This is a genomic window from Streptomyces griseorubiginosus (assembly GCF_017614965.1).
Lineage (GTDB): Bacteria > Actinomycetota > Actinomycetes > Streptomycetales > Streptomycetaceae > Streptomyces > Streptomyces griseorubiginosus_B.
Genome location: NZ_WVUG01000259.1, coordinates 1 through 12893, shown reverse-complemented (window position 1 = coordinate 12893; position 12893 = coordinate 1). Strand labels below are relative to the sequence as shown.

The 12893-nt window shown below is 70.8% G+C and carries 14 protein-coding genes; 5 read left to right on the top strand and 9 right to left on the bottom strand.

Annotated elements, in window-relative coordinates:
- Nucleotides 1–71: 71 nt before the first annotated feature.
- Both GRC12_RS33715 and GRC12_RS33710 read right to left on the bottom strand, forming a co-directional pair.
- Complete coding sequence (locus tag GRC12_RS33715) at nt 72–2411, bottom strand: FHA domain-containing protein (RefSeq protein ID WP_208783578.1); 2340 nt, start codon at nt 2409–2411, stop codon at nt 72–74.
- 59 nt (nt 2412–2470) lie between these two features.
- Nucleotides 2471–2881, bottom strand: coding sequence for a hypothetical protein (locus GRC12_RS33710; protein ID WP_208783581.1), 411 nt, complete (start codon nt 2879–2881; stop codon nt 2471–2473).
- Between the two features lie 323 nt (nt 2882–3204).
- Here GRC12_RS33710 and GRC12_RS33705 point away from each other — a divergent pair, with 323 nt between their 5' ends.
- Nucleotides 3205–3588 carry a nuclear transport factor 2 family protein gene (locus GRC12_RS33705; RefSeq protein WP_208783573.1) on the top strand — a complete coding sequence of 128 codons (384 nt, stop codon included), beginning with the start codon at nt 3205–3207 and terminating at the stop codon, nt 3586–3588.
- Nucleotides 3589–3664: 76 nt separating this feature from the next.
- Nucleotides 3665–3946 carry a DUF1905 domain-containing protein gene (locus GRC12_RS33700; protein WP_208783571.1) on the top strand — a complete coding sequence of 94 codons (282 nt, stop codon included), beginning with the start codon at nt 3665–3667 and terminating at the stop codon, nt 3944–3946.
- Here the strand turns inward: GRC12_RS33700 and GRC12_RS33695 are convergent.
- The gene (locus GRC12_RS33695; RefSeq protein WP_208783569.1) at nt 3943–4860 is read right to left on the bottom strand and encodes an AraC family transcriptional regulator; all 918 of its coding nucleotides are present in this window, start codon (nt 4858–4860) and stop codon (nt 3943–3945) included. The genes GRC12_RS33700 and GRC12_RS33695 overlap by 4 nt on opposite strands.
- A gap of 100 nt (nt 4861–4960) precedes the next feature.
- On the opposite strand from GRC12_RS33695, the gene GRC12_RS33690 reads away from it, so the two are divergent.
- Nucleotides 4961–5947 carry an oxidoreductase gene (locus GRC12_RS33690; protein WP_208783567.1) on the top strand — a complete coding sequence of 329 codons (987 nt, stop codon included), beginning with the start codon at nt 4961–4963 and terminating at the stop codon, nt 5945–5947.
- Here GRC12_RS33690 and mgrA read toward each other — a convergent pair.
- Entirely contained in the window at nt 5937–6929 is a 993-nt protein-coding gene (gene mgrA / locus GRC12_RS33685) for an L-glyceraldehyde 3-phosphate reductase (RefSeq protein WP_244374191.1), read from the bottom strand. The two genes, GRC12_RS33690 and mgrA, sit on opposite strands and share 11 nt — an antisense overlap.
- A 126-nt stretch (nt 6930–7055) precedes the next feature.
- Here mgrA and GRC12_RS33680 point away from each other — a divergent pair, with 126 nt between their 5' ends.
- Both GRC12_RS33680 and GRC12_RS33675 read left to right on the top strand, forming a co-directional pair.
- Nucleotides 7056–7949 carry a LysR family transcriptional regulator gene (locus GRC12_RS33680; protein WP_208783563.1) on the top strand — a complete coding sequence of 298 codons (894 nt, stop codon included), beginning with the start codon at nt 7056–7058 and terminating at the stop codon, nt 7947–7949.
- A gap of 17 nt (nt 7950–7966) precedes the next feature.
- Entirely contained in the window at nt 7967–8482 is a 516-nt protein-coding gene (locus GRC12_RS33675; RefSeq protein WP_208783562.1) for a mycothiol transferase, read from the top strand.
- Here GRC12_RS33675 and GRC12_RS33670 read toward each other — a convergent pair.
- The 5 genes from GRC12_RS33670 to GRC12_RS33650 all read right to left on the bottom strand — a co-directional run.
- Nucleotides 8464–9534, bottom strand: a complete 1071-nt coding sequence (locus GRC12_RS33670; RefSeq protein ID WP_208783560.1) for an adenosine deaminase — start codon at nt 9532–9534, stop codon at nt 8464–8466. The two genes, GRC12_RS33675 and GRC12_RS33670, sit on opposite strands and share 19 nt — an antisense overlap.
- Nucleotides 9535–9577: 43 nt before the next feature.
- A complete protein-coding gene (locus tag GRC12_RS33665; protein WP_208783558.1) occupies nt 9578–9970 on the bottom strand; it encodes a VOC family protein in 393 nt (130 codons plus the stop codon).
- 162 nt (nt 9971–10132) lie between these two features.
- The gene (locus GRC12_RS33660) at nt 10133–11038 is read right to left on the bottom strand and encodes an aldo/keto reductase (protein ID WP_208783550.1); all 906 of its coding nucleotides are present in this window, start codon (nt 11036–11038) and stop codon (nt 10133–10135) included.
- A 40-nt stretch (nt 11039–11078) separates the two neighbouring features.
- Nucleotides 11079–12443: a PI-PLC domain-containing protein gene (locus tag GRC12_RS33655; protein WP_208783545.1), complete on the bottom strand. Its 1365-nt coding sequence runs from the start codon at nt 12441–12443 to the stop codon at nt 11079–11081.
- 330 nt (nt 12444–12773) lie between these two features.
- The coding region (locus GRC12_RS33650; protein WP_208783579.1) for an SHOCT domain-containing protein at nt 12774–12893 on the bottom strand (120 nt) is incomplete at its 5' end.

Sequence of the window (12893 nt, the reverse complement as noted above, 5' to 3'; positions counted from 1 at the left end):
CCTCCCAGGCGGGCATGCCGTGCTGGGGGACGACGTGGGTGGGCCGGAATCCGGGCGTGGTCATCGCGGCCCTACTTCCGCATCACGGCCGGTTCGTGCCGGCGCAGCAGCCGGGACACCGCGAACCAGAAGACGGCGGACAGCACGACCAGCATGGCGATGTTCAGCAGCCACACCCCGGTGGAGTGTTTGAACAGCGGGTCGGAGGTCAGGTCGCCCGGCACGATCCGGGACAGCCCGATAGTGCCGGCCATCGCGCCGAGCGCCCAGCGTGAGGGCACCAGCCAGGACAGCTGTTCGAGGCCCGGTACGCCGTGCAGCTTCAACAGGGCGCCGCAGAAGACGACCTGGACGATGGCGAGCAGCACCAGCAGCGGCATCGTCACCTCCTCCTTGCGTACCAGGGCGGAGACCAGCAGGCCGAGCATCATCGCCGTGAACGCCAGCAGGGCGACCGCGACGGTGATTTCGACCAGGGGCGGCATCAACACGCCTTTCCCGCCGGGCGCGTTGAGATCGACGCCGAGCAGGGCGACAAGGGTCAGCACGACGGCCTGCAGCACGGTGACCGTGCCGAGGACGACGACCTTGGACATCAGGTACGCCGATCTGGACAGGCCCACGGCGCGTTCGCGCTGGTAGATGGTGCGCTCCTTCACCAGTTCGCGCACGGCGTTGGCCGCGCCGGTGAGGACTCCGCCGACGCACAGGATGAGCAGGGCGTTCATCGCCGTGTCATGGGTGAGTTCGCTGCCGGCCAGGGCGCGGGCCATGGCGCCCATCACGAAGGGCAGGGCGATCATGATGGCGAGGAAGGTGCGGTCGGCGCTGAGCGCGGCGGTGTAGCGGCGCACCAGGGTGCCGAGCTGGGCGCCCCGGCTGCGTGGCCGGGCGGGCGGGGTGATGACGACCGGGCCGGAGCGGGGCACCCGGGGCTGGGCGGTGGCCTCGGTGATGTAGCGCCGGTGGAAGGGCGAGAGGCGGAAGTCGCCCGCCCAGTCGCGGTCGGTGTCCCGTTCGAAGGCCTCGAAGGCCTCCGGCCACTGTTCGAAACCGAAGAAGGCGAGGGCGTCCTCGGGCGGGCCGTAGTAGGCGACCTTGCCGCCGGGTGCGAGGACCAGGAGGCGGTCGCACACGTCGAGGCTGAGCACGCTGTGGGTGACGACGATGACCGTGCGTCCGTCGTCGGCGAGGCCGCGCAGCATGTGCATCACCGAGCGGTCCATGCCGGGATCCAGACCGGAGGTCGGCTCGTCGAGGAAGAGCAGGGAGGGCTTGGTCAGCAGTTCCAGGGCGACGCTGACGCGTTTGCGCTGGCCGCCGGAGAGGCTGTGCACGGGCTGCCGGGCGCGCTGCTCCAGGCCCAGCTCACGGATGACCTCGTCGACGCGGGCCCGGCGCTCCGCCTTCGCGGTGTCCTGCGGGAAGCGCAGTTCGGCCGCGTAGGACAGGGCGCTGCGGACGGTGAGCTGGGCGTGCAGGATGTCGTCCTGCGGGACCAGGCCGATGCGCTGGCGCAGCTCGGCGTAGTCGCGGTAGAGGTCGCGGCCGTCGTAGAGGACGGTGCCGTGGTCGGCGGGCCGCTGCCCGGTGAGCGCGTTGAGCAGCGTGGACTTTCCGGCACCGCTCGGGCCGACGACCGCGAGCAGGCACTTCTCCCCCACCGGGAAGGAGACGTGGTCCAGCAGCGTCTTGCGGCCCCGGTCGACGGCGACCGCGAGGTCCTGCACGTCGAGGGAGACCTCACCGGTGTCGACGTACTCCTGCAGGGTGTCGCCGACGAGGCTGAACGCCGAGTGGCCGATGCCGACGATGTCGCCGGGGCCGATCGGAGCGACGGTGACGGGTGTGCCGTTGAGGTACGTGCCGTTGTGGCTGCCGAGGTCGGCGATCTCGTAGCTGCCGTCGGGCAGGGCACGCAGTTCGGCGTGCCGGCGGGAGACGCTGAGGTCGTCGATGACCAGGTCGTTGTCGGTGGCGCGGCCGATGCGCAGGGTGCGGGTGGGCAGCGGCCGTACGGTGGTGGGCTGGCGGAAGGTGCCGGTCAGGCCGGGCATCGACACCGCCGAGGGGCGTTCGACGACCGCTGGCGGGCAGCCGAGCAGGACGGCGCGGGGGCCGTCGGAGGGGTTGCCGAAGCGGATGACGCTGCCGGGTCCGACGCTCCACTCGTGGACGCGGCGGCCGTCGGCGAAGGTGCCGTTGGTGCTGTTCTCGTCCTCGACCAGCCAGTGGCCGTCCTCGGGCCGCAGCACCGCGTGGTGCCACGAGACCCGCGCGTCGTCGAACACGATGTCGCTCAACGGGTCGCGGCCCACGTGGTAGTCGTGGCTCGGGCTCATCACCGTGGAGCCCGTCTCGGTCTCCAGCACGAGTTCAGGCGCTGTCGGAGCGACCGGCCGCTCTGCCATGCGGAAAATACTACCGATTCGTCCACATGTGCGCCTGGCACGAGGAGCGGTGCCGGAGCTCAGCCGACGGGCATGAACAGCGCCGGGACGACCCGCTGCATGCGCAGTGCGTCGACGGACTCGGCGAGCAGCTCGTACTCGGTGGTCTCGTCGCAGATGGCGACCCGCACCAGTCTCCCGGCGGCCAACTCGTCGGCGACCAGCTCCTGTTGGGAGAGGTCACCGGACCACCAGCGCAGCGCGGTCGGCACGTCCGGCACGGTCTCGGCGACCGGGACCAGTGAGCCGGGCGGAAAGTGTTCGGCCTCGGGCTGCGGGTCGAGACGGTCGGCGATCCAGATGGCGCGGTCGCGCAGCCACCACAGCGCGAGGGCCAGGGTGGGGGCACGATAGGTGCCCAGGGGTACGCCGATACGCTGCCCGGCGCAGACTCCGTACGCGGTGACGTGGCATAAGAACTCGTCGTGCATGGTCATTCCCCCGCTGCTCGTTCGCCTCTCGGCCTTTCCTCGCTTTCGTGCGGCTCATGTGCGGTACGTGACGGCCTCTTCGCTCGCCGTGAAGTCCCTCAACTGTTGAGTATGTTCACTACTGAAACAGTGTCACCATGCTTTTCCGGCCAGTCTCCTGGCATATTCACCGGGGCAGTTGGCCGAAACACGCGCCGGACGGTTCATTACCCGAGGGGTAATCGACGCACCGCCCCGCGCCGGGCAGGGTGGTCGTACCGGGTCGCCGAGACCGCGATCCGGGCTCTGACCAGCAACGACTACCTCTGTGGAGGCTGATCGCCATGTCCGCGAACACCGACCGTTACGACAATGCCGTCGCCCGCTACTTCGAGGCCTGGAACGCGGGCGAGCCGGAGGAGCTGGCCAAGGCGGTCGCCGCCGCGTGGACCCCGGACGGTTCCTACACCGACCCGCTGGCCGATGTCACCGGTCACGAGGGGATCGCCGCCGTGATCGCCGCGGCCCATGAGCAGTTCCCCGGGTTCTCCTTCCGGCCGGCCGGCCCGGTCGACGGCCACCACGACACGGCGCGCTTCTCCTGGGAACTGGTCAACGAGACCGACGGCTCGGCGCCGGTGGCCGGCTTCGACGTGGTCACGCTGGACGAGGACGACCGCATCCGGGCCGTGCTGGGCTTTCTGGACCGGGTGCCGGCCGGGGCGTGAGCACGCGGCCCGGGCGATGAGTTTCCCCGCTCCCGGTGGTCTCCTGTACACGACCACCGGGAGCGGAGGAACCACCATGGTGACGACCGGAAAACTCGACGAGCAGTTCACCGCCGTCCTGCGCAAGAGCCCCGCCGAGGGTGGCTGGACCTATCTGGTCTGGCCGAAGTCCGTCGACTTCTTCGGCACCCGCGGGCTCGTCAAGGTCCGCGGCACGATCGACGGACACCCCTTCCGCAGCTCCTTCATGGCCCTGGGCGACGGCACCCACAAACTGCCGGTCAAGGCCGACCTCCGCAAGGCGATCGGCAAGACGGAGGGCGACACGGTGACCGTACGCCTGGAGGAGCGGCTCTAGGCCCGGGCAGCCTCCCGGTAACGGCGGGGGGCTACGCCCATGGAGCGTTTGAAGGCGTTGCTGAAGGCGCTTTCGGAGGTGTAGCCGACGGAGCGGGCGAGCGCGGCGACGGGGGCCGTGTCCTGCCGCAGGGCGCGGGCCGCGAGACTCATGCGCCAGTTCAGCAGGTACGTCAGCGGGGGCACCCCGGCCGCCTCCTTGAACCGTACGGCGAAGGTGGTGCGGGACATCGCGGCGGCGCGGGCCAGCTCCTGAAGCTGCCAGGGGTGTCCCGGGTCGGCGTGCATCAGGCGCAGGGCCGGGGCGAGCCGTTCGTCGGCGAGGGCCCGCAGCCAGCCCGGCGGCAGCCCGTCGGCCTCGGCGAGGCAGACCCGCAGCACCTGCACGAACATCAGCTGGGCCAGCTGGTCCGAGGCGAACTCGCCGCCCGCCCGGCGCGTCTTCATCTCCCCCACCAGCTGCCCGACCAGCCAGCGCAGCACGGGCGCCTCGGCCGCGTCGGCCGTCACGTGGATCAGCTCCGGCAGCGCCCGGCGCAGCAGCTCGCCGCTGTCCCGGCTGAGGTCGATGTGCCCGGAGACGCAGGCGACGTCCTCGCCCTCGCCGAGCCGCCCCATGCGGGTTCCGGGGTCCATCGCGACCTGGTCGGAACTGATCGGCTCGATGCCGGGCCCGCTGCACAGCACGTACGGCCGCCTGCCGTCGGAGACCACGATGTCCCCCTCGACCAGCGGCAGGGGCTCGCCACCGTCCGGCGGCAGCAGCAGGCACCGCCCGCGCACCACGGCGTTGACCTTCAGTTTGTCGCGCCCCACGAGCCGGATCGCCCAGTGCCCTCCGGCGAGGAAACCCCCGGAGAACACACTGCGGGCGTCGGCGACGGCGAGGGCGTCGGAGAGCGGATCCGCGGTCATGCTCGAACTATCACGCAAGTAATGCGGATTCTCAAGCATTCATCGTACGGATCGACGGTCCTACGGTGGCCTGGTCAGTCCATTTCGAGGAGAGCCAGACATGACCACCACCGCACAGCGTCCCGTCCGCTCCGGCTTCGGCGCCGCGTCCACCGCCGAGGAGGTGATCAAGGGGATCGACCTGACCGGCAAGGTCGCGATCGTCACCGGCGGCTACTCGGGGATCGGCCTGGAGACCGCCCGGGTGCTGCGCGCCGCCGGCGCCCAGGTCGTCGTACCGGCGCGGGACCTCGAGCGGGCCCGGGCCGCGCTGACGGACGTGCCGGGGGCCGAGACCGAGTACCTGGACCTGCTGGATCCGGCGTCGATCGACGCCTTCGCGGAGAAGTTCCTGGCCTCCGGACGGCCGCTGCACCTCCTGGTCAACAGCGCCGGGATCATGGCGACTCCCCTGACCCGGGACGCGCGCGGCTACGAGGCGCAGTTCGCGACCAACCATCTGGGGCACTTCCAGCTGGTCCGGCGCCTGTGGCCGGCGCTCGTCGCGGCAGGCGGCGCGCGGGTCGTGTCGGTGTCCTCCCGGGGCATCCGCTTCGGCGGCGTCGACTTCGACGACCTGCACTTCGAGCACCGGCCCTACGAACCGTTCGTCGCCTACGGCCAGTCGAAGACGGCCAACGCGCTGTTCGCCGTGGAGCTGGACCGACGCGGGCGCACCGAGGGCGTGCGGGCCTTCTCGGTGCACCCCGGCATCATCATCGACACCGGGCTGGTCAAGCACCTCGACCCGGAGATCGTCCGGGCCTCTGGCACGGTCGACGAGGACGGCAGGCCCGTGATCGATCCCGGGCGTCAGTGGAAGACGGTGCAGCAGGGCGCGGCCACCGGTGTCTGGTGCGCGACCAGCCCCCGGCTGGCCGGCCTCGGCGGGGTCTACTGCGAGAACTGCGACGTCAGCCCGCTGGTGACGCCCGAGACCGAGGCCGCCTGGTACGAGAGCGAGCGGACGCCCGGCGTGCTGCCGGGCGCCGTGGACCCGGAGGCTGCGGCCCGCCTCTGGGAGGTCAGCGAGCGTCTTACGGCGTGACGATCGCGTCGATGCGGGCCAGTTCGCCGGCGTCGAAGTCCAGGTTGCGGGTGGCCGCGACGCTGTCCTCGATCTGCTGCGGGCTGCTCGCGCCGACCAGCGCGGAGGTCACCCGGCCGCCGCGCAGCACCCACGCGAGGGCGAGCTGGGCCAGGGTCTGTCCGCGGCTCTTGGCGATGTCGTCGAGGGCGCGCAGCTTGGCCACCAGGTCCTCGGTGACCGCGTCCGACTGCAGGAACGGGCTGTCGGAGGCGGCCCGCGAGTCCTCCGGGATGCCGTCGAGGTAGCGCGAGGACAGCAGGCCCTGCTCCAGCGGGGAGAAGACGATGGAGCCGACCTGGAGCTCGTCGAGCGCGTCCAGCAGGCCGCCGTCCTCGGGGCGGCGGTCGAGCATCGAGTAGCGCGGCTGGTGGATCAGCAGCGGGGTGCCCAGCTCGCCCAGGATGCGGGCGGCCTCCCGGGTCTGCTCGGCCGAGTAGTTGGAGATGCCGACGTAGAGCGCCTTGCCCTGCTGCACCGCGGAGTGCAGGGCGCCCATCGTCTCCTCCAGGGGAGTCTCCGGGTCGGGGCGGTGCGAGTAGAAGATGTCGACGTAGTCCAGGCCCATCCGGGCGAGGCTCTGGTCCAGCGAGGACAACAGGTACTTGCGCGAGCCCCACTCGCCGTACGGGCCGGGCCACATCAGATAGCCGGCCTTGGTGGAGATCACCAGCTCGTCGCGGTAGCGCGCGAAGTCGTCCTTGAGCGCCTCGCCGAAGGCCAGCTCGGCCGCGCCGGGCGGCGGGCCGTAGTTGTTGGCGAGGTCGAAGTGGGTGACGCCGAGGTCGAAGGCGCGGCGCAGAATGGCCCGCTGGGTCTCGACCGGGCGGTCGGGACCGAAGTTGTGCCACAGGCCGAGCGAGATCGCGGGGAGCTTCAGGCCGCTGCGTCCGGTGCGCCGGTAGGGCAGGTCCGCGTAGCGGTCGGGGTGTGCGGTGTACAACGCGACTCCAGAGGGGTTGGCACAGGGCTTTCTCGTTCCGACAAACCGGTACCCCATCTTTCGCGACCTGGGGGCAGTGGTCCAACAGGAGAATGCGATGGAACTCAGCAGATAGGCTGCACAATCATGGAACTCCGCCATCTCCAGCACTTCGTCGCGGTCGCCGAGGACCAGCATTTCACCCGGGCCGCCGAACGGCTGATGGTCTCCCAGTCGGGGCTGTCGGCCTCGATCCGGGCGCTGGAGCGGGAGTTGCAGACGCCGCTGTTCGTGCGCACCACCCGCAGGGTGACGCTCACCGAGGCGGGGCGGGCGCTGCTGGGCGAGGCCGAGCGGATCCTGGCGCAGGTGCGGGCGGCGCACGAGGCGGTCGCGGCCGTGCAGGGGGTGCTGCGGGGAACGCTGTCGGTGGGGACCGAGCAGTGCATCGCGGGCGTGCATGTGGCGCGGCTGCTGGCGGCTTTCCGGCACCGGCATCCGGACGTAGAGATCCGGCTGCGGCAGGCGGGTTCGGGGGAGCTCGCCGAGGAGGTCGCGGCGGGCCGGCTGGACCTGGCCTTCGCCTACCGTACGCAGGCGGACACCGACCAGCTGCGCTCGGTGTCGCTGACGGCCGAGCCGATGACCGTGCTGTGCCATCCCAGCCACCGTCTGGCGCGGGACGGCGCGGCGGTGACCCCGGACGATCTGGGCTGCGAGGTGTTCGTCGACTTCCAGCCCGACTGGGGCCCGCGCCGCACCACCGACGCGGCCTTCACGGCGGCGGGTGTACGGCGCACGGTGGCGCTGGAGGTCAACGACGTGCACAGCCTGCTGGACCTGGTGGACGAGAACCTCGGCGTGGGCGTCGTCCCCCGGCACTTCCGGCACAAGCGCGAGGCGCTGACCGCCCTGCCCGTGAAGGGCACCGGCGAGACGGTCTACGAGACGGTGGCCCTGCTGCCGCCGGCCCAGGCGACCAGTCCGGCCGCGCGGGCACTGATGGCGCTTCTGGAACAGGCGACACAGGACGGCGTGTGATGCGCGATGGTGGAGTCATGCATGCAAAGGACATCCTCATCGACGGCTACGGCCGCATCCGGGAAGAAGTCCAGGCCGTCGTCGAGGGGCTCGGCCCGGACGAACTCAACGCGCGCCCCTCGCACGACGCCAACTCCGTCAGCTGGCTGGTCTGGCATCTGACCCGGGTCCAGGACGACCACGTCGCCGACGCCTTCGGGCTGGAGCAGGCCTGGCTCACCCAGGACTGGTTCAAGCGCTTCGGCCTGGACCTGCCCCGCCACGACACCGGCTACGGGCACAGCTCCACGAGGGTCGGGAAGGTCCGGGTCGACTCCGGCGAGCTGCTGACCGGCTATTACGACGCCGTGCACGAACAGACCCTGGCCGTTCTCGGTGACCTGGCCTCGGGCGACCTGGACCGCGTCGTCGACGAGCGCTGGGAGCCGCCCGTCACCCTGGGCGTCCGGCTGGTCAGCGTCCTGTCCGACGATCTGCAGCACGTCGGACAGGCCGCCTATGTGCGCGGGCTGCTTCAGAGCGCTGCCGCGTAGCCCGGCAGGACGACGTCCTCGATGAGGGCCTTGCGCTCGTCGAACGGGATGAACGCGCTCTTGACGGCGTTCACCGTGACGGTGCGCAGGTCCTCGGCCGTCCAGCCCGCCTCCTCCACGAGCAGGGACATCTCCCGGGTCATCGTCGTGCCCGAGACCAGACGGTTGTCGGTGTTGAGGGTGACCCGGAAGCCCAGGTCCTTCAGGGCCGTGATCGGGTGCTCGGCGATCGAGGTGGCCGCACCCGTCTGGAGGTTGGAGGTCGGGCACATCTCCAGCGCGATGCGGCGGTCGCGCACCCAGCCCGCGAGCCGGCCGAGCTTGCCGTCGACGATGTCCTCGGTGAGGCGCACGCCGTGGCCGATGCGCTGCGCTCCGCACACCTGCACGGCCTGGTGGATGCTGGGCAGTCCGTGCGCCTCGCCGGCGTGGATGGTGAAGGGCACGCTCTCGCGGCGCAGGTGCTCGAAGGCGTCGAGGTGGTCGGCGGGCGGGAAGCCGTCCTCGGCGCCGGCGATGTCGAAGCCGACGACGCCGGCGTCCCGGAACGCGACGGCCAGGTCGGCCGCCTCGCGGACCCGGTCGAACATCCGCATGCCGCACAGCAGGGTGCCCACCCGGACGGGCGTACCGGCGGCCGCGGCCTTCGCCATGCCGGCCGCGAGCCCCTCCTGGACGGTCTCGACGACCTCGCTGAGCGCCATACCGCCCCGGGTGTTCAGCTCGGGCGCGTAGCGGACCTCCGCGTAGACGACCCCGTCGGCCGCCAGGTCGAGCACGTACTCCTCGGCGACACGCAGCAGGCCCTCGCGGGTCTGCATGACGGCCAGGGTGTGCTCGAAGGTGGCTATGTAACGCACCAGATCACCGGAGTCGGCGGCCTCGACGTACCAGGCGGCCAGCTCGTCGGGGTCGGTGGTGGGCAGGGTGTGACCGACCGCGGCCGCGAGGTCCACCACGGTGGCGGGGCGCAGGCCACCGTCCAGGTGGTCGTGCAGGACGGCCTTGGGGAGGCGAAGGATCACATCGGCGTCTACGCGCGTAGCGGGCATGGCGGGCGCTTTCTACGACAGGCGGTTCTGGGGGGAACGGGGGTTACTCGGCGGGCTGGAGCAGGTCCCAGCGGTTTCCGTACAGGTCCTGGAAGACGGCGACGGAGCCGTAGGGCTCATGCCGCGGCTCCTCCAGGAAGGTCACGCCGGCGGCGAGCATCCGGGCGTGGTCGCGGGCGAAGTCGTCGGTGTGCAGGAAGAAGCCGACCCGTCCGCCGGTCTGGTCGCCGACCCGGTCACGCTGCGCCTCGCCCTTGGCGCGGGCGAGCAGCAGGCCGGTGCCGTGGGCGTCGGCGCCGGGACCGACGACCACCCACCGGGAGCCGTCGGGGCGCGGTGCGTCCTCGACGAGCCGGAATCCGAGGGCCTCGGTGTAGAAGCGGATCGCCTCGTCATAGTCGTCGACGACGAGGGTGACCAGGGCGATGCGACTCATCGGGGCCTTTCGGGTGAGCGGTTGACGGGTGAGGTTATACGTAAAACTCGGGGAGCGCCAGTCGGTAAAACTCGGGGAGCGCCAGTCGGTGCGGGAAAGGCCCTCCGGCCGCCCCGGCCCGCCTTCACAGGACGGGCCGGGAGGTACCGGTGCGGCGGCCGGTCAGTCGCTCTGTCCGCGCAGGGCGCCCAGCCGTCGCGATTCCTCGTCCGTCAGCCGCAACGCGCCCGCGGCGACGTTCTCGACCAGGTGGTCGGGGTTGCTCGTACCGGGGATGGCGAGGACGTGCGGGCCCTGGTGCAGGGTCCAGGCGAGCCGGACCTGGGCGGGAGTGGCGCCATGGGCTGCGGCGACGGCGCGTACCGCGGCGTCGTGGTGATCGGCGGCGGCGCGCGGACCGCTCTTGCCGGCGACGGCGTAGAACGGCACGAAGGCGATGCCCTGCTCGCCGCAGAGGCGCAGGACTTCGTCGGTGACCGGGTTCGGGTCGTCCAGCGCGTACCGGTTCTGCACGCTCACCACGGGCGCGATGGCCTGCGCCTCGGCCAGGTGCACGGGTTCGACGTCGGACAGGCCCAGGTGCCTGATGAGGCCCGCCTCGCGCAGTTCGGCCAGGGCGCCGAAGTGCTCGGCGACGGACTCCTGCCGCATCCGGCGCAGATAGACCAGGTCGAGGTGGTCACGGCCGAGCTGGCGCAGGTTCTCCTCGACGTGGCCGCGCAGTTGGTCGGGCCGGGCGGAGGTGCCCCACTCGCCGTGGTAGTCGCGGAAGGGGCCGACCTTCACGGCGACGAGGAGGTCGTCGGGGTAGGGGGCCAGGGCGCTGTTGATGATCTCGTTGGCGGAGCGCAGCTGGGAGAAGTAGAAGGCGGCGGTGTCGATGTGGTTGACGCCGAGTTCGATCGCCCTGCGCAGCACGGCGATCGAGCGGTCCCGGTCGCTGGGGGTGCCGAGGTGGAAGGCGGCGCTGCCCGTCAGCCGCATGGCTCCGAAGCCGATGCGGTTGACGGTCAGGCCGGCGAGTTTCCAGGTGCCCGCGGCGTCCGCGGTGATCGTTTCGGAGGTCATCGGCGGAGTTTCGCACACCTCCTGTGCTCCGCCGATCGTTTTACGGATACGTGTAGGAATTGAGGACGTCGACCGCCGAGGCGGGGTTGCCCAGGTCGTAGCGGTCCACGGCGAGGAAGTTGGGCTTCTTGCGGGCGGCCGGCTGGCAGAACCGCTGGGCGCGGTCGGCGAGTTTGGCGTTGTCGGTGCCGGCCGTGCCGGCGACGGCGGCGTCCCGGAAGTGGTTCATGACGAACAGGGGACGGAAGCCGCTCTCCGTGCGGGTGAGCGGGACGTTGGTGTTCGCGTCGTACCAGCGGCTGTAGCAGGACCAGTCGGAGGAGCCGACGCCGGAGCCCATGGACCAGTAGTTCTCGACGGTCCACTCACGCTGGTACATCACGCCGAAGCTGTCCCGGGTCAGCCCGGCCGACTCGTCGGAGGAGCGGCTGTGGTCGGTGAAGATCAGCAGCCGCTGGTTCGCGGCGATCAGGTCGGCCAGTCGGGGCCAGCCGTGTTGGCGGACACCGGTGCGGTCGGGGCGGTACAGGACGTCGTACAGGCCGCTGACCCGGGCGAGTTCGGACCGCAGGACACCCGGATCGACGTAGTCCTCGAGGAAGACGGTGACCATCTGGTCGGGGTGGGCCCTGAGGAAGTCGACCATGCGCTGGAGGTCGACCCAGAGGGCGACGGGCCTGCTGACCAGGGTGCAGCTGTCGTGGCAGAGGATGGCGCCGTCCGGGGTCTGGTGGATGTCCAGCATGAATCCCCGTACGCCGTCGGAGAGTTGCTGGTTGATGCCGCGCGCCTGGTTGGGGAAGAAGTTGACGAACGGCGGTGCGAAACCGCCGTCGACGCCGTTGGCGTAGGCGTTGTGGGCGGTGAGGAACGTGACCTGGTCCAGGGTGCGTTGGTCCTGGGGCGGCATGGGCGCGGTCGGCGTGGTGACCGGGGTGAGGTACCAGCCCGACAGGTCGCCGGAGGCTCCGACGGCCAGCTGGGCGGGGTAGTTGGCCCCGGAGGGCTTGGCGGCGACCGTCACGTAGCGGTCGGTACCGGGTGCCTTGAGCGAGTACTGGTCGGTGCCTGAGGGGGCGATCTCCCATGCCGCGTCCGGGCTCGCGCAGGTGAGGGTTCTGGCCTGGTCGCCGGAGCGGCCGAGACAGCTGCCGGCGGTGTCGGTGCTCTCCAGGAGGTACGACGATCCGCTCGCCGTCAGTCTCCACTGCTGGTGGTCCTCGTTGCCCTCGGGTCTGTGCTGTTCGACGGCTCCGGCGTTGTCGGCCGCGTTCAGACCGGTCGTGGCGCTCTGGACGTAGTAGAGGCCGGGTGCCGGAACCGCTGCCGCCGCGTGGGCCGGGGGCGCCACGACCGTTGCGGCGAGCGCCGCGGCCGTGGCGAGCAGGGCGTGGGGGGTGCGCATGGTGGTGCCCTTCGTCCGAGGTGAGAATCGGGTGATCAGGTGCATGACACCACAAGGAATTCCGGTTCGGGAACAGCTGGTTGAACCGCGCCTCCGTGACCACAGCCGGCGGCGATACGGCGCCTCGGCACGATCGGCTCCTTCGTGGAACACGGCCGTACCCGGTGAGGGGCACGGCCGCGGTGGGGGGTTGCCGAGCCACACTCAACTCCTTTGGTCTGTACCAGTCAAGGGTGTAGACCAGTCAACCCTGTTCTCGTTCCGGAAGGTGCGCGCACGTGACGAACCCCGGTGCGAAGACACCGGGGTTCGTAGGGCTGTGACGGGCCGTCAGGCGAGGAGCCTGCGCTTCTGTTCCTCGAACTCGGCTTCGGTCAGGACGCCTTGGGCCTTCAGGTCGCCGAGCTGCTTGAGCTGGTCGATCTTGTTCGTCATGTCGTCGGCCACGGG